Source organism: Acetobacterium sp. MES1 (genome assembly GCF_002237635.1).
Lineage (GTDB): Bacteria > Bacillota > Clostridia > Eubacteriales > Eubacteriaceae > Acetobacterium > Acetobacterium wieringae.
The window spans coordinates 55,953-80,218 of sequence record NZ_MJUY01000009.1 but is presented as its reverse complement, the minus strand read 5'-3'; the positions used below and the strand labels follow the sequence as shown (position 1 = coordinate 80,218).

General features: G+C 45.2%; 18 protein-coding genes, 2 pseudogenes and 1 riboswitch. Of the genes and pseudogenes, 11 read left to right on the top strand and 9 right to left on the bottom strand.

Features of this window, described 5'->3' with window-relative positions; genetic code table 11:
- Nucleotides 1-395: pseudogene (locus BI182_RS02945) on the top strand (ISNCY family transposase); the annotation flags it as partial.
- Between the two features lie 250 nt (nt 396-645).
- On the opposite strand, the pseudogene nuoF reads toward BI182_RS02945, so the two are convergent.
- The 3 genes and pseudogenes from nuoF to BI182_RS02930 form a co-directional block, all read right to left on the bottom strand.
- A pseudogene (gene nuoF / locus BI182_RS02940) lies at nt 646-2,454 on the bottom strand (NADH-quinone oxidoreductase subunit NuoF); the annotation flags it as partial.
- A gap of 15 nt (nt 2,455-2,469) precedes the next feature.
- Nucleotides 2,470-2,835 (bottom strand): (2Fe-2S) ferredoxin domain-containing protein, encoded by a 366-nt coding sequence (locus BI182_RS02935; RefSeq protein ID WP_228877964.1) that lies wholly within the window; start codon nt 2,833-2,835, stop codon nt 2,470-2,472.
- Nucleotides 2,832-3,341, bottom strand: coding sequence for an NADH-quinone oxidoreductase subunit NuoE family protein (locus BI182_RS02930; protein ID WP_070371700.1), 510 nt, complete (start codon nt 3,339-3,341; stop codon nt 2,832-2,834). The genes BI182_RS02935 and BI182_RS02930 overlap by 4 nt, the downstream gene beginning before the upstream one ends.
- Before the next feature lie 172 nt (nt 3,342-3,513).
- A riboswitch (molybdenum cofactor riboswitch) is annotated at nt 3,514-3,646 on the bottom strand.
- A gap of 1,568 nt (nt 3,647-5,214) precedes the next feature.
- Here BI182_RS02930 and BI182_RS02925 point away from each other — a divergent pair.
- The 8 genes from BI182_RS02925 (at nt 5,215) to BI182_RS02890 (ending at nt 14,204) form a co-directional block, all read left to right on the top strand.
- Entirely contained in the window at nt 5,215-5,937 is a 723-nt protein-coding gene (locus tag BI182_RS02925) for a response regulator transcription factor (protein ID WP_286805418.1), read from the top strand.
- Between the two features lie 49 nt (nt 5,938-5,986).
- Nucleotides 5,987-7,297, top strand: a complete 1,311-nt coding sequence (locus tag BI182_RS02920) for a HAMP domain-containing sensor histidine kinase (protein ID WP_250934341.1) — start codon at nt 5,987-5,989, stop codon at nt 7,295-7,297.
- A gap of 156 nt (nt 7,298-7,453) precedes the next feature.
- Nucleotides 7,454-8,212, top strand: coding sequence for an ABC transporter ATP-binding protein (locus tag BI182_RS02915; RefSeq protein WP_286805415.1), 759 nt, complete (start codon nt 7,454-7,456; stop codon nt 8,210-8,212).
- A gap of 1 nt (nt 8,213) precedes the next feature.
- The gene (locus BI182_RS02910) at nt 8,214-10,583 is read left to right on the top strand and encodes an ABC transporter permease (protein ID WP_286805414.1); all 2,370 of its coding nucleotides are present in this window, start codon (nt 8,214-8,216) and stop codon (nt 10,581-10,583) included.
- A gap of 182 nt (nt 10,584-10,765) precedes the next feature.
- Nucleotides 10,766-11,800, top strand: a complete 1,035-nt coding sequence (locus BI182_RS02905; RefSeq protein ID WP_286805412.1) for a macro domain-containing protein — start codon at nt 10,766-10,768, stop codon at nt 11,798-11,800.
- A gap of 76 nt (nt 11,801-11,876) precedes the next feature.
- The gene (locus BI182_RS02900) at nt 11,877-12,539 is read left to right on the top strand and encodes a vWA domain-containing protein (protein ID WP_286805410.1); all 663 of its coding nucleotides are present in this window, start codon (nt 11,877-11,879) and stop codon (nt 12,537-12,539) included.
- A gap of 159 nt (nt 12,540-12,698) precedes the next feature.
- Nucleotides 12,699-13,361, top strand: coding sequence for a Crp/Fnr family transcriptional regulator (locus tag BI182_RS02895; RefSeq protein ID WP_228877924.1), 663 nt, complete (start codon nt 12,699-12,701; stop codon nt 13,359-13,361).
- Nucleotides 13,362-13,436: 75 nt separating this feature from the next.
- Complete coding sequence (locus BI182_RS02890) at nt 13,437-14,204, top strand: flavodoxin family protein (RefSeq protein ID WP_286805406.1); 768 nt, start codon at nt 13,437-13,439, stop codon at nt 14,202-14,204.
- A gap of 228 nt (nt 14,205-14,432) precedes the next feature.
- Here the strand turns inward: BI182_RS02890 and lpdA are convergent, their stop codons facing one another.
- The 5 genes from lpdA to BI182_RS02865 all read right to left on the bottom strand — a co-directional run bounded on the left by lpdA (nt 14,433) and on the right by BI182_RS02865 (nt 21,334).
- Nucleotides 14,433-15,818, bottom strand: coding sequence for a dihydrolipoyl dehydrogenase (gene lpdA / locus BI182_RS02885; protein ID WP_286805404.1), 1,386 nt, complete (start codon nt 15,816-15,818; stop codon nt 14,433-14,435).
- Between the two features lie 22 nt (nt 15,819-15,840).
- Nucleotides 15,841-17,151, bottom strand: coding sequence for a dihydrolipoamide acetyltransferase family protein (locus tag BI182_RS02880; protein ID WP_286805402.1), 1,311 nt, complete (start codon nt 17,149-17,151; stop codon nt 15,841-15,843).
- 43 nt (nt 17,152-17,194) lie between these two features.
- A complete protein-coding gene (locus BI182_RS02875; RefSeq protein WP_286805401.1) occupies nt 17,195-18,169 on the bottom strand; it encodes an alpha-ketoacid dehydrogenase subunit beta in 975 nt (324 codons plus the stop codon).
- Complete coding sequence (locus BI182_RS02870) at nt 18,166-19,152, bottom strand: thiamine pyrophosphate-dependent dehydrogenase E1 component subunit alpha (RefSeq protein WP_148636859.1); 987 nt, start codon at nt 19,150-19,152, stop codon at nt 18,166-18,168. Before BI182_RS02870 ends, BI182_RS02875 begins: the two co-directional genes overlap by 4 nt.
- Before the next feature lie 220 nt (nt 19,153-19,372).
- Nucleotides 19,373-21,334, bottom strand: a complete 1,962-nt coding sequence (locus tag BI182_RS02865) for a sigma-54-dependent Fis family transcriptional regulator (protein ID WP_286805398.1) — start codon at nt 21,332-21,334, stop codon at nt 19,373-19,375.
- Nucleotides 21,335-21,684: 350 nt separating this feature from the next.
- Between BI182_RS02865 and BI182_RS02860 the strand changes: the two genes are divergently transcribed.
- Both BI182_RS02860 and BI182_RS02855 read left to right on the top strand, forming a co-directional pair.
- On the top strand, nt 21,685-22,170 hold the full coding sequence (locus tag BI182_RS02860) for a GNAT family N-acetyltransferase (RefSeq protein ID WP_286805397.1): 486 nt from the start codon (nt 21,685-21,687) through the stop codon (nt 22,168-22,170).
- A 32-nt stretch (nt 22,171-22,202) separates the two neighbouring features.
- Complete coding sequence (locus BI182_RS02855) at nt 22,203-22,742, top strand: GNAT family N-acetyltransferase (protein ID WP_286805396.1); 540 nt, start codon at nt 22,203-22,205, stop codon at nt 22,740-22,742.
- A 46-nt stretch (nt 22,743-22,788) separates the two neighbouring features.
- Here the strand turns inward: BI182_RS02855 and BI182_RS02850 are convergent, their stop codons facing one another.
- Nucleotides 22,789-24,216, bottom strand: a complete 1,428-nt coding sequence (locus tag BI182_RS02850; protein WP_286805395.1) for a sensor domain-containing diguanylate cyclase — start codon at nt 24,214-24,216, stop codon at nt 22,789-22,791.
- Nucleotides 24,217-24,266 lie beyond the last annotated feature (50 nt).

Here is a 24,266-nt window from a genome sequence, read left to right as displayed (position 1 = left end):
ATTTTTTACCTGTTGTCCAAACGATCCGTCACTTCCCATGAAATCTGAAGGGCGGGCCAAACGAAAGAACGGCCTGGTTCGGTTTAAATTCACCTGTCCCAAAACAAAATGGATCAAACAGGAAGCCGGGAAAGCTAAACGTCAGTGTTTCTGTGAAAATCCCTGTACTTCGTCTTCCTGTGGTCGGATGTTTTACATCTATCCTGAAAAGAATCTCCGGGCCTACCCCGGTACCCTTCGCGGAACACTCGAATGGGCTCGGATCTATAAAATCCGGGGTGTTGTTGAACAATCCATTAATCATTTCAAAGACAGTTTCTGTCTGGCCAACCGTAAAACTCAGAATGCCAAAACACTTCACGCCGACTTGCTGTTGGCCGGAATTACCCAGCTGATTACTGCAATTCTTTCCGATAATATTCATCAGCATCAGTACTTACGCAGTCTTAAACCACTCGTTGCCTAGTTGGACTTTTTATCTTCTTTGTCCAGCTTTTGTTTTTGCGCCTTTTTTTCATCTTCTGCAACATTTTCTTCGCTTTGTTGTTCGTTTCCCTTCTGACTTCATGAAGTCTGTCTGTTTCTTACCGCCGAATTCTCTGAGCTCTAAATCTTTTTCATTTCGCAATTACCTATCAATTATTATTATTTTTTGATCGCTTCAAACGGGCATTTTTCGAAACAGACACCACACTTGACACAGACAGTCGGGTCAATGACAAAGGGGATTTTTTCTTTTTTGTTACCGCTAATGGCGTTAACTGGACAGTTTTTCGCACAAAGTCCACAGCTCTTACAGTTTTCTTCGATAATTTCATAAGCCAATAACGCTTTACAGGATCCGGCTGGACATCTTTTATCGCGGATATGCGCTTCATATTCATCCCGGAAATAATGGAGCGTGCTCAAAACCGGGTTTGGAGCGGTTTGTCCCAGGGCGCACAAAGATGATGCTTTGATATCCCGGGCCAGAGTTTCCAGTTCGTCAATATCACTCATGACACCTTTACCCAAGGTGATTTTTTCCAGAATATCTTTCATGCGTCGGGTTCCTAAGCGGCAGGGGGTACATTTTCCGCAGGATTCATCAACAGTAAATTCCAGGAAGAATTTGGCGATATCAACCATACAGGTGTCTTCATCCATAACAATCAGCCCACCGGAGCCCATCATCGCACCCAATTCGATTAACGATTCATAATCGATGGGGGTATCAATATGGCTGGCCGGAATACATCCACCGGAAGGTCCACCAGTTTGTGCGGCTTTAAATTGCTTGCCGCCAGGGATACCACCGCCGATTTCATAAACAACTTCCCGCAGGGTCGTGCCCATGGGGATTTCCACTAAACCAGTGTTATTGATTTTGCCACCAACGGCAAATACCTTGGTACCCTTGCTTCTTTCAGTACCCATGCTGGCAAACCAGTCGGCACCTTTTAATAAGATAACCGGAATATTGGCAAATGTTTCAACATTGTTCAGGATGGTCGGCTTTTGCCACAGTCCTTTAACCGCTGGGAATGGCGGTCGAACCCGTGGCTCGCCACGTTTGCCTTCAATGGAAGTCATCAGGGCGGTTTCTTCGCCACAGACGAATGCGCCAGCACCCAAGCGGATTTCCAGATCAAATTTAAAACCGGTATCTAAAATATTATCGCCTAATAAGCCATATTCACGGGCCTGATCAATGGCAATTTGGAGCCGATGAACCGCAATCGGATATTCGGCCCGGACATAGACAAAACCATGAGTGGCACCGATGGCGTAGCCAGCAATGGTCATCGCTTCAATAACTGAGTGGGGATCGCCCTCTAAAACACTTCGATCCATAAAAGCCCCGGGATCGCCTTCATCGGCGTTACAGCAGACGTATTTTTCATCGTTAATCTGCTGGGCTGCAAAATCCCATTTAGTACCGGTGGGGAATCCGCCGCCGCCGCGGCCTCGCAGACCAGAATCTTTGATGGTCTGGATAACCTCGCCAGGAGACATTTCAGTCAGGGCTTTGGTCAACGCCTTATAACCATCAAAGGCAATGTATTCATCAATTTCTTCAGGATTAATCCGGCCGCAATTTCTCAGGGCAACCCGTAATTGTTTTTTGAAGAAACTGGATTTTTCAATATCTTGTTCGTCTTCCTGAACCTGGCTGCTGGCTTCCAGCAAGCGGGTCACCAGACGGCCTTTTAAAAGATGTTCTTCGACGATTTCAGGGACATCTTTCACATCCACCCGGCAGTACATCGTACCTTCCGGGTAAATAACCATAATTGGGCCTTCTTCACACAGCCCAAAGCAGCCGGTTTGAACAACCTTCACTTCAGCATCAAGTTGATTTTTAACCAGCTTTTCATTTAATTCAGTCATTATTGCTTCAGAATTTGAAGAGGTACAACCTGTACCACCACAAACTAAAACATGGGAACGAAACAATTGCATGTAGTTTTCCTCCTCGTAAAATTTATATTATTGATTTTCTTTTAGGGTGTATTCTGAGCAAACCTTGCCGTTGGCCAGATGCTCCAAAACAACTTTGGCAACCTTTTCGGGTGTCATATTTACGTAGGTAACCTTATGACCTTCTTTATCGATGATATCAACAAGCGGTTCTAAACTGCAAACACCAATACAACCGGTAGCAGTGACCGTCACATTATGGATATCACGTTTTTGGGTTTCGGTTAGAAAAGCTTGCATGACTGGACGAGCGCCAGCGGCAATCCCACAGGTCGCCATGCCCACAACCACTCGGATTGAATCATTGTCAGTACGCATGCCCACTTCTTTTAACGTTTTTTCTCTGATGGCCTCTAGTTCGGCAATGGTTTTCATAGGACACTTCCTCCTTCAGTTTTACAGCCTTCAATAATTTCGGGAATATCGTCTTTAGTCAGACGACCAAAAACTTTTCCATTAATGGTCAAAACTGGCGCCAAGCCACAGGCACCCAAACAGCGACAGTCTTCAAGGGTAAATTCACCATCCTCGGTTGTTTCACCGACCCCAATTGCCAGAGTTTCTTTTAACTTGTCCAAAATCGGGCCAGAGCCTTTGACGTAACAGGCTGTTCCCATACAGATGGAAATCTTGTGCTTGCCCTTTGGATTCAAAGAAAAGAATGAGTAAAATGAAATTACCCCAAACACCTCTGAAATAGGGACATTCATTTCTTTGGCAATGGTTTCCTGGGCTTCTACTGGTAAATAGCCATATAGTTCCTGGACCTCATGTAAGATCGGGATTAGTGCTCCCTTTGAATTCTTGTGCTTGGCAACGATGTCGGTAACTAAATGAGTTCGTTCATCTTTTTCCATGCAACCACGTGCATTTGCGTTCATAAAACCGCCTCCTTAAAGTTTTTTGTTTAATGAATTATAAAAATTCAAAAAAATAAACTCTAATCTGTGGAGATTAGAGTTTAAAACTAATGTAAAGGATTGCATGCCGGGCAATCCAAATAAAACAGCAAAATACAAATATTAGGAGTTACAGAATACAAATATTTTGCCCTTTTATTTTATAGTTTCTCCTTTCCACAATGGGAGGCATTACCGTTTCCAGTAATACCCTACGGATCAATGGTTCATAGATCGCAAAACAACGCAAACCCTTAGACTCCATTGATTTGGAGTAAATTCAATATTTGGTCACATTATACATGGGTACATATTCTTTGTCTAGCAAAGAATAACACGGAAAATATCGTAAAAATATAATATGTACGAAAATAAGAAAATAATACGAGGACTTTTTTGCGTCAGAAAGATTTTAGAATTGCTCAAAAAATGGTCGTAAATATGGGTTTTTAAATAAAAATATGCCAAAATAAGATTGAGTACGATCATTTTTGGAGATTGGTGATTTTCGTGATCAGCTAGAATCTCAAATCGGCGAGGCGCTTACAAGAGCTATAGACACGAAAACAGAAAAGCTTTAAAATCGATATTAATGAAATAAAGTGCAATGAGTTATTTTACTCGTTTTTTTTCCTAATTTTAGAATTCCAGAATTTAGAGGAAAATTTTTCCAGATTTCGAAGAACTGCAAATGATAATTTAATTTTTTTACACGGACTAATAAAATTTTTTAAACTTCCCATTTTTGAATCCCAAATTCTTCAAAGTGGAGGATGACGAACGGACACAAAACAAGATGGTCGAAAATTAAATTAAATAGTCGGAATAGATTTCACCTGAGAAAAGAGAGCGACACCCATAATTATTAAAGGTTGAAATAGTATTTTAAAGCCATTTGTCAGATAATGATCAGGAAATAAAAAGCTGTTTGTTACATAACAAACAATATTTTGGCGAAAAATATCGTTATCGATGAATTTAAGTAATCCAAATAATTCCTTGTTAAACATTTGACAAAAAAAGTGCTTTAATTTTAATTGCAAATTCATGCTACATTCGATATAGTTATTTATAGTTACGTTTTATATTGTATTACTTTGAATGAAATGTTATTGTCATTTTGTTGCTGTGAGATTGTTAATTTTAAGCCAAAGTACAAAAAAATCCTGATGGGGTAAAATTTCAATGGTTTTGGGGTGACGGCGATGTTATTTCTGATAAAAAATTTGACAGTTACGGACATCGAGTTTATAATTCAAAAGTTAAAAAGGCGAACGATAACATCGTTAAATAAATAATTAACAATGTTTAAATTTTGATATTTTGTTAAGTTTCTTTTGTCTGACAATTAACAAACAAATTATTGTTGGAGATAAAAAAATTCTCGATAGGTAATCATAATTATGAATGATGGTGTAAAATTTAGTAATCACTGCCTCCAATAAATGCGGAAAGTTTCAACAAATACCCTGATATTATGTCGCTTTTTAAGCAATATAACTTAAGAAACTTTAAGTAAAGTCGAAAAATACATAAAAATTCGGGTATTTTTGAATGAAATCACACGTACTGGGAATAAGATTTCCCTGAATAATCGTAAAAATCAAATTGTTAAATATCGGGTTTATTCAGATTAGAAAGATTCAGAGAATAATTTTAAATGCATTTAACAATATGGAGTAATGCCGTTCAAAAAAATTTTTTGGAAAAAAGCGGTGTTTCATTAGCAGAATTCAATTCTAAAGAAAGCTGATAGGGATGCAATTATAACGGAACAATGGTATGATTTATTTAGAATGATCGGATAATCAAAGCGAATGACTTTCTCGACTCAGTCGAGAGGATGGGAGTATGTGTGAACTGGGATTGTTTAATTGTCGATGATGAAGTGGAGCTGGCGAAAGCAACCTGTGAATATTTTGAAATGTTTGGCCTGACCTGCGCCGTTGTGACCAATTTTGAGGAGTGCGTCTTGTTCATGGAAAACAATCAGGTTAAACTGATTTTGCTGGATATTAATCTGGGAAATGACAGCGGCTTTGAATTGTGCAAAGCACTCCGGAAAAATACTGATGTGCCGATTCTCTTTATTAGTGCCCGACAGAGTGATGATGACGTCCTGATTGCCCTGAATATCGGTGGTGATGATTACATTAAGAAACCCTATTCGCTCAGCGTCTTGCTGGCCAAGGTAAAGGTCATCATCAAACGCTATGATGGGGTGGGGCAAAAAAACTGGAGCAGTGATGAGTTCAGCTTGCAATCAGACGGGCCGGATCGTTGCGGCAACCTGAGAATTGATAAGGACGCCATGAAGGTCTATCGCAATGAAGAAGATGTCGGTTTTAAAACCAAGGAATTCAAGCTGTTTTTATACCTTTATGAAAATAAAAACCGGGTGATTGCCAAAGATGAGTTGTTTGCCAAAATTTGGGGGGATGCATTTTTCAGTGACGGTACCCTGAATGTCCATATCCGCAAAATTCGCGAGAAAATTGAAGAAAATCCCAACCAGCCGCAGTTGATTAAAACTATCTGGGGGATCGGATATATGTTCGAGACTCAGGAAAACCAATAGCACTGGTTGCGCTTTTTACATAAAAGAGAATATTCAGTCGAGGAAATGTATGAAAATAAGAAATATGGTGATTCTGTTTACGGTGATAATAGTTGGCGCTTATCTAGTCGCAATCACCACCATCAATACCAGCCAGATCAATCAAGTGGATATTACCGAGATTAACCAGGTCACTAAAACCATTGAGCAGGACTGGAACGCTGGCGATACAAAAAAATCCGGTACGAAGGGGGAACTGGCCTACCAGATCGCCCTGGTGACGGAAGAAACCTATCAGGCTGTCTTATTTGACGCTATTAAGAATCATCAGACGATCATCGATTTGACCAAAACTGCAGCAGATGGCCAGCAAGAAATGCTGGGAAAGATCATCTTTTTGACTGACGGCAGTGAAGAAGCAACCATGAAAAAAAATCTGACGATCCTGATTACCCTTACCTTTGGGCTGGTCATGATCATGGTTTATCTGCTTTTGGGGCGGGTGCATATATCAATTCTTAAGCCCTTTGGGGTAATGAAAGAGTTTGCCCAAAAAATTGCCGACGGCGATCTGGAGTTCCGGCTGCCGATGGACCGGGGCAATTATTTTGGGGCTTTCACCGAAAGTTTTGATCTGATGCGGGAAGAACTGAGAAAGGCCCGGCAGGGCGAATATCAGGCCAATATCAGCAAGAAAGAGCTGGTGGCGGAACTGTCCCATGACATTAAAACCCCGGTGGCTACCATTAAAGCCATCTGTGAGCTGCTTGAGATCAAGCTGGCAACCGTGAAAAAAGAGGATTTGCCGGGGTCAACGGCAACAACGACCCTCACCGAAAGTCTTGAAAAAATTGCGGTGATCGATGCCAAAGCAGATATCATTGATGCGCTGATCAGTAATCTGTTTCATGCCACCCTGGAAGAACTGGAAATGCTGAAGGTCAATGTCAGCGAGCAACCCAGCACCGTGATTATTAAAATGTTCAAGGAAATGGATCATTTCGGGAAAATCCGCTTTAAAAATGACTTGGCGGAGTGTCTGATTTTTTGTGATCCGCTACGGCTGGGTCAGGTGATTGACAATGTCCTCAGCAACTCCTATAAGTATGCCAATACCGATATCGATATCTGGTTCGATCTGGACAAAACAGACAAAAACCTGACCATAAAGATCAAAGATTACGGGGCGGGAGTGGAGCCCGATGAATGTCCGCTGGTATGTGAAAAGTTTTTTCGGGGGTCCGGGGAAACGGTCCAGAATACCCCCGGTTCCGGGCTGGGCCTCTATCTGGCCAGGCAGTTTATGGCCGCCATGGGTGGTAGCATCCGCTGCTATAATGAGGAGGGCTTCACGGTGGAACTGGACATCAGGGTGGTGTAAGAATCTTCCCAGTTAAGAAATAGATAAGGATTTAATAAGAGTTGGCAAAAGACCGATTAAGAACATATGAAATATAATTAGGCCATGGAAAGCAAAAGCCGACCATGGTCTTTTATCTTTGGGATAAAGATCCAATCAATCAATCGGGAGGAAGATATGTCAAACACCATTTTAAAAGCAGAAATGCTCAGTAAAACCTATTCAAACGGCAGCATCATGCAGCACGTTTTAAAAAATCTCAACATTGAAATCAAAGCCGGTGACTTTACTGTCATCATGGGGAGCTCGGGTTCGGGAAAATCGACCCTGCTTTATGCCCTGTCGGGGATGGACAAGCCGACCCTGGGAACCATCGATTTTAAAGGCGAAGCGATTTCCAACTATTCCAATGATCAACTGGCGGTGTTTCGTAGAAAGCATTGCGGCTTTGTGTTTCAGCAGATCTATCTCAATGATACCATGACGGTGCTCGATAATATTATGATTTCGGGCTTGCTGGTCAGTCGCAACAAAAAGGCCGTCGCCGCCCGGGCTAAGGAACTCCTCCAGCAGGTGGGGTTAAGTGATGCCAGCTATCAAAAATATCCCTCTCAGCTTTCCGGCGGCGAAGCCCAGCGGGTGGCGATTGTCCGGGCGCTGATCAATGCCCCGGAAATTGTCTTTGCCGATGAACCCACCGGGGCGCTCAATTCGACCAATGCCATCAACGTACTGGATGTGATGACTGAGGTCAATGCCGCCGGTCAAAGCATTATCATGGTGACCCATGATATTAAAACGGCCCGCCGGGCCAACCGCATTCTGTATTTAAAAGATGGGGTCATCATCGACGAGCTGAGTCTGGGAACCTATCGCAAGGATGATCCGGATCGCCATCAAATCCTCCGGGAATTTCTGGAAAGGATGGGTTGGTAAGATGAGCATTCTGATGATTGCAACCAACAATATCAAAAAGGCCAAGGTGGCCACGGCCACCCTGATCATCCTGATTGCCATTGCTACTATCTTTCTCTATGTGGGAATCTCGGTGCTGGCCAATATGGATCGCTTTATTGATCAGAAAAATGCCCAAACCAATGGTGCTCACCAGGTTTTTATTACTGATGGTGTCCATGATCAGAAAATTCAGGAAATTTATCAGTCCATTGGGGGCTACTCCTATAGCGAACGGGAAGAGGGGATGATATCGATGTCTTCCTCATTTCAGAATATTAACACGGGGGAAGAGGCCAACAGTATTCCGGCGGTCTTTTTAAATCTGGATACCGCCCGGAAAATATCTCAGGTTAAGATCATTGATCAGGCCGAGAATATGCCCCCTAATGGAGTCATTGCGCCATATGTTTTAAAAGCAGCTAACGGTTATCAAACCGGCGATACCCTGAAAATGACGGTGGATGAAGTCAGTACTGAGCTTGAGATCGCCGGTTTCTATGAAGATTTGATGTTTGCCAGTCCTTCCAATGTCAGTATGTATAAATTATATGTAGGCGAACAGCAGTTGCAGGAGTTTTTGGCGCAGCCTCAGTATGGGGCAAAATGCAGTTATTTTTCAGTGATCACCGATGACATTAATGATTCCGAAGACTTTGAAACGGAGTACATCAAAAAAATAAAAACGATTCTGCAAGAAGGTACTGGGAGTTTTGCGTCACTGAGTTATGGAACCATGAAAACAGGGGTTTCAATTTTTATTAACATCATTATGGCAGTGCTGGTATCTTTCTCAATGATCATTTTGGCGATTGTGGCCATTGTCATCAAGTTTTCCACCACCACTCACATGGAAAACAACATAAAAAATATTGGTACCCTGGTGGCCATGGGCTATACGACCCGACAGATCCTCGGTTCGATTCTGATGGAATATTTGCTTTTGACCGCCGTCGGATTTACCGTGGGACTGGCTACTGCGCTGTTGATTTCGCCGGTGATTACCAATGTTGTGTCATCATCAATCGGGCTGCGCTGGGCTACCGGGCTTGATCCCCAGGCGGTGCTGGCAAGTTTGGGTGTGATTGTGCTGGCGGTATTAGGGATTTCCTATTTCAGTGCGGCAAAAATCAAAAAAATCACCCCCTTAACAGCCCTGCGCAGCGGCATCGAAACCCATCATTTTGGGAAAAACCGCATCCCCCTGGATCAGACCAGGTTGAGCCTTAATACGGCCATGGGTTTTAAGTCACTGATTTTCAATAAACGGCAGAATCTCATCGCCGGGCTGATCATCATGCTACTGAGTCTGGTAACCGTCTTTGCGCTGGCGTCGTACTATAATTTTTCGGTCGATAAAACCGCCATGATCAAACTAATCGGACTGGAAACCGCTGAAGTTGAAGTGAATGCCGTAGATGATGAAGAAACAATCTTTGCAGAAATTGCCGCAATGCCGGAGGTCGAAGATACCATCCGGTTAGTTTCCTTTGATGGCGTGATTAAATTTAAAGATAAGGAAAGCAGTGCCATGACCCGAGTCACCGAAGATTACAGCCGCCTGAAAGTTGATACCTGTGTGCAGGGCAGGATGCCGGTACATGATAATGAGATAGCCATCACCAGTATTGTGCTTAGTAATCTTGGTGCTCAAATGGGGGATACGGTGTCGATCGACTATAACGGCACCATTCGGGAATTTCTGGTGGTGGGAGTCACTCAACAATTTAATATGCTGGGCCGCGGCGCTGCCATTACCACCGCTGGAATGAAAAAACTGCTGCCATCCTATCGGGAACAAAATCTGATGGTTTATCTGGCTGATGGTCAGGATACCGAAAAATTCATCACCAAAATAAATAATCAATATGGATCCGAGAAAATAAAAACCAACAGCTATTTTGAGTCCGTCGAGATGATGTTGGATTCCTTTGAAGCGTCGATAAAAATTATCGTCACTGGTTGTTTAGGGATAATTGCCGTGATTATTGTGTTCGTTCTGTTTCTGGTGATCCGGGTGCGGATCTTGCGGGAGCGGACCCGACTGGGGGTTTCCAAGGCCCTTGGTTTTACCGCCAATCAGCTGATCGGGCAGATCTTAATCAGTCAGATGCCGATTATTATCGGGGCTGCGATGGTCGGGGCCATTGCTGGCTATTTTGCCACCAATCCGATGCTGGCACTGATGCTGGCCGCTAATGGGATTCTCAATTGCGATTTTTATGTCGATCCCAGCCTGGTAATACTCACCGCTGTCGGAATCAGCCTGCTGGGACTGGCAACGGTGTTGATTGTTGCCGGCAAGATCAGAAAAATCAGCTCCTGCCAGATGTTTGAAGAAGGGGTGGATTAAGACTGATGACGGAGCTCGGAAACAGCGAGCGTCAGAAAATCGCTGGCTGCGCCGGAACTGTTCTCAAGAGAAGCATGATCCACTATTGAAAAAAGGTGACGCAACTGGTATGATGAGAAAAATGCCCGTTCAGAATCAGGCAGTATGAGGAAGCCGGATTGGAACAGAGAGGATTGTGACCCATGCCATTTGAAATCATCCGCAACGATATTACTAAAATGACGGTGGACGTCATCGTCAATGCCGCCAATACCGGCTTGAAAATGGGCGGCGGGGTTTGTGGGGCGATCTTTGCCGCTGCCGGGGCCGAGGCGCTCCAGGCCGAGTGTGACCAGATTGGTGGCTGCCCAGTGGGCGATGCCGTGATCACTGACGGTTACCAGTTGCCGGCAAAAAAGATCATCCATACCGTCGGGCCGGTTTGGCAGGGCGGTGGTGCCGACGAGGCCCGACTGCTGCACCGGGCCTATACCCGTTCGCTAGAGTTGGCCCTGAAACATCATTGTAAGAGCATTGCTTTTCCCTTGATATCGTCGGGCATCTATGGCTATCCCAAGGATCAGGCCTTGAAGATTGCGGTAGTGGCCATCACAGAATTTTTGCTGGAACATGAGATGTTTATTTATCTGGTGGTTTTTGATAAGAAAGCCTTTGCTTTCAGTGAAAAGCTATTTACCGATATCGAAAAATTTATTGATGATCATTATGTGGATGAACATCCGATTTATGAACGCAATATGGAATTCGAGCCGGAGTTGCCCAGCTATAATCGCAGCCAAATGCGGGCTCAAGTCGAAAAATTGGCCGAAACCCGGCCCTTTATGCCAGCTCCGGCGGTATCAGTCAAACGAAGTCTGGCCGATGTGCTGGGCCAATTGGATGAGTCCTTTTCAGAGATGCTGTTGCGGCTGATTGATGAAAAGGGCATGACCGATGTCCAAGCCTATAAAAAAGCCAATATCGACCGGAAACTGTTTTCCAAGATCCGTAGCAAGAAAGATTATAATCCCAGCAAGGCCACTGCCATCGCCTTTGCCATTGCCCTGGAGCTAAGCCTTGACGAGACCCATGATCTGCTGGGGCGGGCGGGCTATGCCCTGTCCCACAGCCATATCTTTGATCTGATCATTGAATATTTTATCAGTGCCGAAAATTATAACATCTATGAAATCAACGAAGCCCTCTTTGCCTTTGATCAGGCATTGCTGGGGGCCTGATTGTCGTTTTAAAAGCGACCACCAGCCAGACCAATCGTGCTATTCTCTACTTATCAAAGAAACGGAGGATAATATCATGAAAACAAACCAAACAAGTAAAACGGAACTGGTCTTTATTCTGGATAAAAGCGGCTCGATGTCAGGATTGGAAAGCGACACCATCGGTGGTTATAATGCGATGCTTAAAAAACAGCAACAGGCGCCTGGCGAGGCTCGGGTCACGACCATACTTTTTGATGATGGTTACGAAGTGCTTCATGACCGGATTGATATTCATGGGGTTGCCCCGATTACTGAAAACGACTATTATGTCGGCGGCTGCACCGCCCTGTTGGATGCGATCGGAAAAACCATTCACAAGATTGCCAATGCCCAGCGTCATACTCAGCCGGAGCATCGCTCCGATCAGGTCATTTTTGTGATCACCACCGATGGCCTGGAAAACGCCAGCCGGGAATATTCCTATGAAAAAATTAAGCGTCTGATTGAACTGGAGAAAACCCAGTATCAGTGGGAATTTATTTTCCTGGGGGCCAATATTGATGCCATCGAAACCGCCGCCCGGTTTGGGATCGGTGCTGATCGAGCCGCTAATTATCATGCCGATAGTCAGGGAACCCAACTGAACTATCGGGTGGTCAGTGAGGTGGTCAGTGAAATGCGGGCCTGCAACCCGATTCCGGCCAACTGGAAGGCTGAAATTGATGAGGATTTTGAACTACGCAAGAAAAATAGGTAACCAGAGTAAGAAAACGGCAGGTAAGGTTAGCTTATCTACCGTTTTTTTGAAAGTGGTGATATTTAAAAATCAAAATGGGCTGTCAGGTAGGTCTTGCCATTCATTTGATAAAACGATATGATAATAACAATACGAATATAAAAGAATGGAAAAAATAAAGTGGCATCGAAGAATAAAAAATATACGTGTATGAAAGAATTGGAGATCTTCAGTATTCTGACTGACACTGAAAAAAATGCAATTTATGGTTTAGCCAAGGGTGGTTTGCTTAAAAAGGGTGAATTATTATTTTGTCAGGGTGAGGAAGGAGAAAAGGTTTTTTTAATTCAAACCGGGAAGATTATGTTGCAGAAATTCACTAAAGACGGGACGAAAATTGTCATTGACATCCTAAAACCGGGAGATTTGATTTGTGAAAACATTATCTTTGAAGACATTAATTATCCATTTAGTGGTATCGCTCTGGAAAACAGTTATATCTGCGCCTGCTCTAAAAAAGAGATGGTTGAATTAATCAAAGATCCAGTGATTCTTGAAAAAATATTTTTTAGCATCAATAGCAAAATGATGGAATACACTGAAAGAATGACCAATAATGCCTTAAAAGATGTTCAGGATAAGGTTTATAATACCTTAAAGCAGATTGCTGGCCGTCATGGACGAATAACTAATCTTGGACTGGAGATTGATTGCTATTTAAGCCATGAAGATATCGGGTTTCTGGTTAATGCATCTCGGGTTTCGGTGACCCGTTCAATCAATCAATTAATTGAAATGGGAAAGCTGGAAAAAAATAATCGACATTATATTGTACATGAGTAAAAGTGTAGCCTGCTATACAGAAAATAGTTTCATTTAACGATATAATTTAACCAGAATACAATTCTGGAGGTCAAGATGAAAAAAATAGTATGTATCAGCGGTTCACCGGTTAAAGACAGCAATACGGACAGAATGCTGAAGAATATTGGCGAAAATGCGGGGGTGGAATATGAGTTCATTAAACTGAGTAGCCGGATTGTCCGGCCCTGTTTAGCGTGTAAAGCCTGTGTGACAACAAATAAGTGTGTTCAGAACGACGATTTTCAGGAAATAAGTGAATTAATCTTAGGCGCAGAGGCTGTAGTTTTCGGAGCATATACGCCCTATGGCATGATTGACGCTTTCTCAAAGGCATTCTTTGAGCGGTTATGGTCGATGCGACATATCAATGGTTTAAACAATGGAAAGTATGCGATCACCGTGGTAACATCACTTAATCGGGATGTAGCGGATCAGGTTAATCGGGAGATTGCCATGGAAATGGTCATGGAAGGGTTTATTTTACTGGATCAGTTAGTTATTAATGGCAGTGTTCCCTGTTTAAGTTGTGGGTATGGGGAAACTTGCAAGAATTCTTTTGCCCGCATGCAGGTCGGCGAAAAAGGTTCGGTTTCTGAAGCAAGTTGTTTCGATGTGGAAAACCAAAGCGTTTTTGAGAGAGGTGCAGAATTAGGAAAACTATTGGGCGATTACCTGAGAGATGACCAATTATTTGATCGGGAAGATCACCAAAAGAACATCGCTGGAATGATGGAAAAAATGATGCCGGTCATGGACAAGGGCATTCGGCAATGGCGGGAAGAAGAGCTTGCCAGTGTTAATCGAGACACAAAAAACAACTGATGGCCGGTGGATTTTGATCCTGAAAACCGTATTGAAAGGCAGAAACGATGTGGTTTAAAAAACGGGATGAAACCGATAGAAAGCTAAGTTGATGAATATAGAACTTGATTTAGTTAGGTAATATTACAACAGCCTCTAAATACCCAAAAGTATTTGGAGGCTGTTGTATAGAAGGAGAAAACAGCTAAATTTCGCACGTTTAGAATTCTCATTTCACACGCATGCGGTTTATTTCCAGTGAATGGCCCGGTTTTCCGTCGCCAGGGCGGCTTCTTTAATCGCTTCGCCGATCGTGGGGTGAGCATGGATGGTAGAGATGATTTCTTCCACCGTGGATTCCAGCCGCAGTGCCAGGGCACCTTCGACAATCAGGTCGGTGGCCCGGGGGCCGAGAATATGAACGCCCACCACTTCTTTATACTTTTTATCAGAGATGATTTTGATCATCCCCTCGGTAGACCCCATAATCAGCGACTTGCCATTGGCCGCCAGCGGAAAGCGGCCGATGGAATAATCTTTTTCCCGACCCCGGATATCTTCTTGAGTCAGACCCACACTGGCGAATTCGGGGTTGGTGTAGACACAGGAGGGGTTGGTTTTTTCATCATAGCTGGCCTCATGGCCCATGGCGTTTTCGGCGGCAACTTCCCCCTGCTGCGAGGCCACATGGGCCAACATTGTTTTCCCCAGACAATCGCCGATGGCGTAAATATTGGGGACGTTGGTCTGCATTTTTGGATTCACCAGAATGCCCTTTTTATCGGTTTTGATGGTTGTGTTATCCAGTCCCAGTGTTGATAATTCAGCTTTTCGGCCAATTGCCACCAATACCTTTTGGCCGCTGATGGCACTTTTGTTGCCATCTTTGTTGATGTTAACGGTCATCTGATTGTCATTGCCGTCAATCGATAAGACCTGGGTACCGGTTAAAATCTCAATCCCATCCCGCATCAGTTTTTTTCGTAGCATTTCTCCCAGTTCGCCATCCATCAGCGGCAGAATCCCCGGCTGCATTTCGACAATCGTTACCTTGGAGCCAAACTGATTATAAACTGACGCCATTTCCACACCAATGACGCCGCCGCCGATAATGACCAGACTTTCTGGAACCTGAGCCAGTGACAGGGCGCCGGTGGAATCGATGCAATCGGGATGGTTGATCCCGGGAATCGGTGGCAGGGCAGGGATTGATCCGCTGGCAATGATAATTTTATCCGGCCGTAGTTCGTCCGTTTTTCCCGATGCTTCCGTGACCAGCAAGACGTCATCGTTTAAAAACTGGGCATTGCCAGTGATGAGCTTGACGCCATTGGCCTTTAGCAGGCCCTTGACGCCGCCTGAAAGCTTGGTACTGATCTGTTCCTTATGTTTTTGAATTTTCGTCCAGTCAAAACCTGCTTCAGGGATGATTAGGCCAATTTGGGCAGAATTTTTGGCTTCGGTCAGCACCTCGGCAGAATGGAGCAGGGCCTTGGTGGGGATACACCCCACATTTAAACAGGTGCCCCCCAGCTTGTCTTTTTCGATCAGGGTAACCTGGGCGCCCAGCTGGGCTGCCCGAATGGCCGCCACATATCCTCCGGGGCCACCGCCGATGATTGCTAGATGTGTCATAGATTTACCTTCTTTCACAGTCTTAAACCAGCAGTAGCGAGGGGTTTTCAAGATATTCCCCGATCCGCTGCAGGAACTGAGCAGCCAGCATGCCGTCGATGATGCGATGGTCAGCGGTGAGGCTCAGATTCATCATTGGCCGGATGGTGATTTGACCACCAATAACCACCGGTGTATCAACCATCGCATCAATCCCTAAAATTGCCAGCTCCGGTTGATTGATAATCGGTGAAAAGGAAGTGATCCCATAAGCCCCCAGGTTAGTCAGGGTAAAGGTGCCGCCGACCAGGTCATCCATTTGGGTGCAACCGGCTTTGGCATCGGCAATCAGCTTTTCAGTTTCAGCAGCGATTTGAGAAAGCGGCTTGCTGTCGCAGTTTTTCACATTGGGTACCAATAGTCCGGAATCCAGACCGATGGCCAGACCGATATGGGCGTGAGGATGAAGGACCAGGGTATCATCAACCAGGCTGCCGTTAATATGCGGATACTCCAGCAAGGCCTGGGCGCAGACCTTCATGATAATATGATTAAAGGTCAGCTTGAGCCCCCGTTTATCAAACTCCGGTTTTAGTTTAGCACGGAATTCTTTCATGGCAGTGGCATCGACTGGCCGGGTATAGGTGACCCGGGGCGAGATACTCCAGCTTTCGCTCATCCGTTTGGCGATGGTTTTACGCATACCTTTAAGCAGGATGGTTTCTGGGGCCGTTTCGATTGTTGACGATTCAGTTAACCGGGCGGCCACATCTTTTTTCATAATCCGACCATCGCCAGCTAGGGTACTTAAATCAAGCCCCGACGCTTCAGCCATTTTTTTAGCAACCGGAGAAACAGAGACTTTCTGGTCAGCTTCGGCTACCGGGGTATAATTGTTGACATCGTCCACGGTGATGCTGCCCTTGGCACCGGTGCCGGTGATTAAGGAAAGATCAATGCCCTTTTCTTTAGCCAGTTTTTTAGCCAGCGGGGATGCATTGAGGCGCCCGCCAGCGGTTTTGGCCGATGTTTCACTGCGAACAATAACCTCGATGGGCGCTGCTTCCTCAGCCGCCTGGGGAGTTGTACCGCCGGATAAGCCGGAAATATCTTCATTGGCTTCACCAATGATGGCAATCGGTTCCAGACAGGTAACGGTGGCACCGTCACCCTCGATGATTTTTAGCAGTACCCCGGCTTTGGGGGATTCAAATTCATTGGTCAATTTATCGGTTTCGATTTCGCAGAGAATATCGCCTTCAGCAATGGTGTCGCCAACAGCTACATTCCAGCTGCCAATGGTGCCTTCTGTCATTGTCAGCCCAAACTTGGGCATGACGATTAATTGTGCCATAATAACCTCCGTAATTTTTTGATTTCATGGATAACCTTAAAAATTAAGCCATCACTTCCTTGACGGCATTGTAGATGTCGACGTCGTTGGGCAGGACAAAGTTTTCCAGGTTGGGCGCAAAGGGAATTGGGGTATCCAGGGCGTTGACCCGTTTGATCGGGGCATCCAGATTAAAGAAGCAGGCTTCGGAAATCAATGCCGCCAGTTCCCCGGCAAAGCTGCCCCGTTTGACTTCTTCAGTGGCAATAACCACCCGGGTCGTTTTTTCAATGGAGTTAAAAATCATCTGTTTATCCAGCGGATAGAGGGTGCGGGGATCGATGACTTCGACAGAAATCCCTTCCTGTTCCAGCTTGGTAGCGGCTTTTAAGGCCTCATGAACCATTTTGCCAGTGGCCACCACGGTAACATCGGTGCCGGCCCGTTTGATGTCGCCGACCCCCAGTTTAATCGGAACGATCACATCATCAACGTCCCCTTTCATTCCATACATCGCCTTATGTTCGACGAACATAACCGGATCTTCATCATCGATGGCGCCAAGCATCAGACCCAGGGCGTCCTGTGGGGTGGAGGGATAAACGACTTTTAATCCGGGAACATGTGTCAACCAGGCTTCTAATGACTGAGAATGCTGAGCGGCAGCACTGACACCACCGCCACCGGGTAAACGGACAACCATCGGCACGGAAATATTGCCACCGAACATATAGCGCATTTTCGCAGCCTGATTGACCAGCTGATCCATCCCGACAGTTAAGAAGTCAATAAACATCAGCTCGGCAATGGGGCGCAGGCCGGTGGCAGCTGAACCAACGGCACAGCCGATGATAACCCCTTCCGAAATCGGAGTATCGCGAACCCGCTTATCACCAAATTCGTCGAAAAGTCCGGCCGTGACACCGAAACAGCCACCAAAAGCCCCGACATCTTCGCCGAAAATACATACATTTTCATCTTCTTGCATGCGAATCCGCATGCCCTCACGAATGGCTTCGCCATAAGTCATTTGTTTCATCTTGAACGAACCTCCTCAACAATATCAAAATAAATATCTTTAACCGCACTGGATAATTCCGGATAAGCACTGGCATTGGCGAATTCAATCGCTTCGGCAATTTCTTTGACGACAGAGTCCTGAAGGTCGGTCAGTTCTTCGGCCGTGAAAAGGTCGCTATCGAGCATGTATTTTTCAATCCGTGGCATCGGATCTTTTTTCATCCACATTTCCTGCTCTTCGGTGGGTTTGTATTTACCGGCATCGCCTTCGAAATGCCCCCGTTGACGGTAGGTTTTACACTCGATCAGGGTCGGACCCTGGCCGTTGCGAGCCCGTTTAACGGCTTCAACAGCGGCTTCGTGCACGGCAATTACGTCATTGCCATCGACTGAAATGCCGGGAATACCATAAGCGGTACCACGGTCAGCGATATCTTTAATGGCTTGATGACGGGCTTGGCTCATCGAAATGCCATAACCGTTGTTTTCGCAGACAAAGATAACCGGCAGTTTCCAGATACTGGCCAGATTCATCGACTCATGGAAGGTTCCCTGATTAGTGGAGGCATCGCCAAAAAAGCAGACGCAGACTTGATCCGTGCCCCGGTATTGAGCGCTGAAACCGGCGCCAACAGCCAGATTATGGCCTGCGCCGACGATACCATTGGCACCTAAAATACCCTTGGTGGCATCGGCAATGTGCATCGAACCGCCCTTGCCCTTGCAATAGCCGGTTTCTTTTCCGTAGAGTTCCGCCATCATATATTTCAGATCGCCGCCTTTGGCAATGATATGACCATGACCGCGGTGGGTACTGGTGATGTAGTCGGCATCGTTAAGGGCTTGGCAGACGCCGGTGGCAACGGCTTCTTCACCCAAATAGAGGTGCACAAAACCGGGGATCGCCCCTTCGGCAAAAAGGTTCATGGCCTTTGTTTCAAATTCCCTGATCCGTTTCATGCGGATGTACATGTCTTTGATAATTGCTTTATCAAGTTTCATAAATTCAATAGTCTCCTTTTTTGTATTATCCAAAGATTTTAGATGACTTAACTAATAACAAGAACCGTGCCAACTTTTAAATTCAGCGTGAATTTTTTTGAAATGGCTTTAAAATAGGGTTTGATTTGAGAATGGGATTTTTTGAACAAAAAAAGATACGCCAGATTGATCAGGCGTATCTCATATTTGCGAATCGATTGTCGCAAAAATGAGAAAAATCTCACATTTGCGACAAATAACGGAAATCCTTGATATCGATCTTGTATTTTTTTATTTTGCGGTACAGCGAAGCCCGGCTCAGACCCATCATTTCGGCGGAGGCTTCCACACAGCCATGGGTTTCTTTGAGGATTTTCTCCAGATTGGCCTTGACCAGATCATCCAGGGTCGGGCCGGTGGCCAGTGGCAGGACACTGGTTTCGACGAACTGACGGGGGGGCGGGGTCGGCAGGTAATCGCTGGAGATAATCGGCTCGGGACAGAGGTAAAAGGTTCGTTCGATGTAATTCTGCAGTTCTCTGACATTGCCCGGCCAGGGATGCAGCTTCAGACCTTCCAGAAATTCTTTGGACAAGCTTTTATTATGCTCCGGATATTCCCGATTGAGGCGATCGAGGAAGTGGGAAGCGGCCCAGACAATATCATCGCCCCGCACCCGTAGCGGCGGAATGTGCAGATAAATCACATTGAGACGGAAATAGAGATCTTCCCGAAAGCTCTTGTTTTTAACCTCCTGCTCGAGATTGCGGTTGGTGGCAGCGATAATGCGGATATTCAGCTTACGTTCGGTTTGGCTGCCAATCCGGGAAACGGTACAGGTTTCCACCACTCGGAGCAACTTGGCCTGAACTTCCAGCGGCATTTCGCCGATTTCATCAAGAAAAATGGTGCCACCTTCGGCCAGTTCAAATTTTCCTGGCTTGCCTTCATTAAGCGCCCCGGTAAAGGCTCCTTTGCAATAGCCAAACAGTTCGCTCTCGACCAGATCCCGGGGCAGGCAGGCGCAGTTGACGACAATAAAGGGGCCCTGGGAAAAGGCACTGGCCCGGTGAATGGCATGGGCAAACATTTCTTTACCAGTACCGCTTTCTCCTTCAATCAGGATACACTTTTTAAAACGGGCCATTTTTTCAGCCGTTTTGATAATCATCCGCATCTGCGGGTTCTGGGTGATGATGTCGGAAAAGGTATAGATGGCGACGTTGCCGCTGACCCGGTTGACGGCGCTGTGAAGATGCTTGATCTCCCGGATGCCGATGGAGTAGCCCTGAATCTGATCGTTTTCCAGAATTCTTGAAATATTGGCGCTGCACTGAATTTTCTGGCTGCCGATATGGGCGGTGACATCGGTATAGTAATGGGTGGTTTCATCACTATTCCAGATTTCACCGCCGATGTCCATTTTTTTAAAGATTTTTTTAAAGCCGATCGTATTAAATTCATCCATATTTATCCGCAGGACCTTCTGGGCGCCGACATTCATCCACTGCAGATTGAGGTTTTCATCGGTGACCAGAATCCCATCTTCGGTGCTGTCCAGCGAGGCTGACATGGACCGGTAGGTATGAGAAAGTGCCAGTTCATTCTCGATGCTGTAGGCCGCCGCCACTACGATTCCCAGGGTATGGGAGTGGAGCTTATGGCTTTCCCCGGACATATTAAGAACGCCGATGATTTCGCCCTTGACATTGTGAATGGTGGTGGCCGAACAGGTCCAGGTATGGTGGGAAACACAATAGTGCTCAGCACCGACCACGTGAACCGGGCCATCTTCATCCAGGGCGATGCCGATGGCGTTGGAGCCCACCGCCGCATTGGTCCAAACGGTGCCCTTTAAAAACCGCAACTCGGAAGCCCGCATACTGACCACCTCATCACCGATGGTGTCCAGGAGGACGCCGTTTTTGTCAGTTAAAACCAGTACAAAATGGGAGGATAAAACGATTTCATAAAGATTCTGCATAATCGGCTGGGCGATTTTGATGAGTTCCCGGTTTTGGGCCAGGACTTGGGCTAACTGGCAGGCTTCAATGCTTTCGCCCTTACCAGCGTTCACATCCAGCTTGATTTTTTGACAGTATTCCCAGGAACGTTTAATAATTGGCCGGGTATTGCTATCGAGAATGCCATGTGCAACAAAGTTTGTCCAGTTATCTTTTAGTTTATTCAGATCAGGTTCCATCTTAATTAATCCTTTCTGGAAAGAATACGGCAAAACAGCGGAAGAATGGTATGATCGCAGAGAATCCGATTGGCGGCAAGAAGGCAACGGCAGCATTAATGTGCAGATAAAGCCGATTCACGGCGTCAGGCGATGTTCTTACTGCCCTTATTGACTCACATTATAGCGGAGTTTTTAAAATAAATCAAAAATAATCGTAAAAAATAATAGAAATTGCAATTAATTGATCAGGTTTTACAATACCGGAAGACCGGATGGGGTTGGTGAAAATGCCAATTTATGCTATATTAATGAAGTGAAACGAATTTAGCAGCAGTGTTTAAAAATAAATGACCGTTTAGGAGGATCTTATGAACATCGAAATGAGAACTTTACGTCAGGCAGATATGCAACAGGCCACTGAAATTTGGAATTTTATTGTGGAGGAAGCCAATAGTTTTCCCGGTGATCAGGTTCTTTGTGAAGCCGAAGCAGCGCTAATGTTTGCTCAGCAAACCGAAACAGTTTGTGCCCTCCGGGGTGACGAAGTCGTTGGGCTTTATATCCTGCATCCCAATAATATTGGCCGCTGTGGACATATTGCCAATGCCTCGTTTGGGGTTAAACCGGCCTATCGGGGGAAGGGCATCGGACGCCAGCTGGTGGAAGACTGCCTTAAGCGTAGCCAGGATAAGGGTTTTAAGGGGCTTCAGTTTAATGCCGTGGTATCCACCAATTATCCGGCCATCACCCTGTACTTAAAGCTGGGCTTTAAAATCATCGGGACGATTAAAGATGGCTACCGCCTAAAAGACAATGTCTACGTGGATACCCTGATCTTTCTTAAAAGCTGGTAGGTGGGTTGAGACGAAAATACAGAAGAAAGGGTGTGAAACGAATCAAACTGTTGAAATTGGCAGAAAAAGATTTTGAAAACGTATATGAATTGATGGAAGAAGCTTTTCCCGTGGAGGAAGTCAGACCGCCGAAAAATGCGATTGCTCAGTTGCGTGATCCCCGATACAGGATTCTAATTTCGCAAAACGAAGCGGATCAAATGCTGGGTTTTATTGCCCGGTGGGATTTGGGAACCCGTATTTTTGTGGAACATTTTGCGGTGGATTCCAGTCTTCGGGGTGGTGGCATCGGTTCTGGGATGATGCGGGCGTTCTTATCCCAGGCGGAAAAACCGGTGGTCATTGAAGTGGAAGATGAAAAAACAGAAACCAATTTAAGACGCATTCATTTCTATTTGCGGCTGGGCTTTCATTTATCTCAATATGGTTATGACCAGCCAGTTTATCGGGGCGATATGAGTAAAAAAATTCCGCTGAAGCTGATGACCTATCCAACCCCCCTCACAGCAGCCGGTTTTGAGACATTTAAAAAGCAGGTCTTTACCCAAATCTACAAGATTATCAAAACGTAACAAATAAAAAGGATGAATCGCCTGATTCATCCTTTTATCGTTATTTTTAGAGCAGCATCACCTGGTTTTTGCCACTACTTTTGGACTCATAAAGGGCTTTATCGGCGCGACGGAGGATGGTATCTTCGGTATCAATATCGATCGCCTGGGTTATTCCGATGCTGACGGTGATATTGAATTCGGAAAGCATGGGATCATTGACAATTTCAAACCGCAACGCCTCCATTTTTTCAGCCGCCAAAACCCCAGCAAGGTAAATGATGCCGCTGAATTCGTCACCACCCCAACGGGTGATCAGATGATCACTGAGGGCGGACTTGCACAGGTTCATCACATGGATTAAAATCTTGTCCCCCTGTAAATGGCCGTAGGTATCGTTAACGTCTTTAAAATGATCCAGATCCATTAAGAAAACGGACCAGGCACCCCGGGTCTCATCGCTTTGGGCCAGGGTGGCTGTTAAATGCTGATCAAAATCCTTGCGATTGGAGAGGATACCCAGATTATCGAGCAAGGCCAGCTTCTTCATTTGCTGGTCATTTTTTTTGATAATCCGCTGAACAATAATCAGCACCGAGGTCAGCACCAGGATGACAACAAAGAGATCATAATACAATTGCTGATTAAAAGACTGGGCCAGTTCCGAGGTATCTTTTCGGACAATCAGCGTCCAGTCCAGCTCTTCAATATAATGGCTGATGATGTATTGCTGATTATATAAGTTGTCGTCGTTAAAGACGTTGATGGCATCCGCTTTATTATAGAGATCGGGTCCGATAGCGGCATAGATGTCGAGATCGTTGATGTTTTGATTTTCAATCAGATTGGGATTGGTGTGGGCCTGGATCAAACCCGTTTCATCAACCAGAAAGGCTTCCAAATCATAGTCCCGTTCAAAATTTTCCAGCAGTTCCTGAACATAGGTCATTTCAATGCCAACCCCGGCCACCCCCATCAAGTTGCCCTGTTCGTCAAGGATTTTGCAATTGATAAAGATGGTTAAGCGCTGGTTATCGACCTGATCCTGATCCACGTCCAAGACATACAGCTTATCCTGATTGATAAAATCATAGTACCATTGATCATGGTCATCCTGGGGTGAAATGGTTTTAAACAAGCCGTTGTAATGAAAATAATTCAGCGATTGGGCAGAAATCAGAAAGACTGAATGATAATTATATTTGCTTCGGATACCTTCCAGATAATCAATGATTTCCGGATTGCGTTGCGGGTCTTCCTGGGCCAGCCACTGTTTGACAAAGCTGTCATTAGCCATGGTCAGGCTGACAAAAATCGGTTTAGTCAGTTCGTTATTGATTTCTGAATAAATATTGGTGGAGGTGAGTTTGGAAATATTCAGTACATCATCTTTAATAATTTTGCTGTAGGTGGTAAAGCTGAAGAATACAATCGCCACGATACCAACGAGGATAATCAGTGAGATGAGCAGTCCGACTTTATTACGTTGTTTCATAATGGCCTCGTCAGATTCGTTTTATTTCAATTTTTAACATTAAAAAGAGG

What these genes read in the sequence shown, in the direction of transcription:
- BI182_RS02935 (WP_228877964.1), bottom strand. Translation starts at nt 2,835, where the DNA reads ATGAAAACCATTGCCGAACTAGAGGCCATCAGAGAAAAAACGTTAAAA.
- BI182_RS02930 (WP_070371700.1), bottom strand. Translation starts at nt 3,341, where the DNA reads ATGAACGCAAATGCACGTGGTTGCATGGAAAAAGATGAACGAACTCAT.
- BI182_RS02920 (WP_250934341.1), top strand. Translation starts at nt 5,987, where the DNA reads ATGAAAATAAGAAATATGGTGATTCTGTTTACGGTGATAATAGTTGGC.
- BI182_RS02915 (WP_286805415.1), top strand. Translation starts at nt 7,454, where the DNA reads ATGTCAAACACCATTTTAAAAGCAGAAATGCTCAGTAAAACCTATTCA.
- BI182_RS02910 (WP_286805414.1), top strand. Translation starts at nt 8,214, where the DNA reads ATGAGCATTCTGATGATTGCAACCAACAATATCAAAAAGGCCAAGGTG.
- BI182_RS02905 (WP_286805412.1), top strand. Translation starts at nt 10,766, where the DNA reads ATGCCATTTGAAATCATCCGCAACGATATTACTAAAATGACGGTGGAC.
- BI182_RS02900 (WP_286805410.1), top strand. Translation starts at nt 11,877, where the DNA reads ATGAAAACAAACCAAACAAGTAAAACGGAACTGGTCTTTATTCTGGAT.
- BI182_RS02890 (WP_286805406.1), top strand. Translation starts at nt 13,437, where the DNA reads ATGAAAAAAATAGTATGTATCAGCGGTTCACCGGTTAAAGACAGCAAT.
- lpdA (WP_286805404.1), bottom strand. Translation starts at nt 15,818, where the DNA reads ATGACACATCTAGCAATCATCGGCGGTGGCCCCGGAGGATATGTGGCG.
- BI182_RS02880 (WP_286805402.1), bottom strand. Translation starts at nt 17,151, where the DNA reads ATGGCACAATTAATCGTCATGCCCAAGTTTGGGCTGACAATGACAGAA.
- BI182_RS02875 (WP_286805401.1), bottom strand. Translation starts at nt 18,169, where the DNA reads ATGAAACAAATGACTTATGGCGAAGCCATTCGTGAGGGCATGCGGATT.
- BI182_RS02870 (WP_148636859.1), bottom strand. Translation starts at nt 19,152, where the DNA reads ATGAAACTTGATAAAGCAATTATCAAAGACATGTACATCCGCATGAAA.
- BI182_RS02865 (WP_286805398.1), bottom strand. Translation starts at nt 21,334, where the DNA reads ATGGAACCTGATCTGAATAAACTAAAAGATAACTGGACAAACTTTGTT.
- BI182_RS02860 (WP_286805397.1), top strand. Translation starts at nt 21,685, where the DNA reads ATGAACATCGAAATGAGAACTTTACGTCAGGCAGATATGCAACAGGCC.
- BI182_RS02850 (WP_286805395.1), bottom strand. Translation starts at nt 24,216, where the DNA reads ATGAAACAACGTAATAAAGTCGGACTGCTCATCTCACTGATTATCCTC.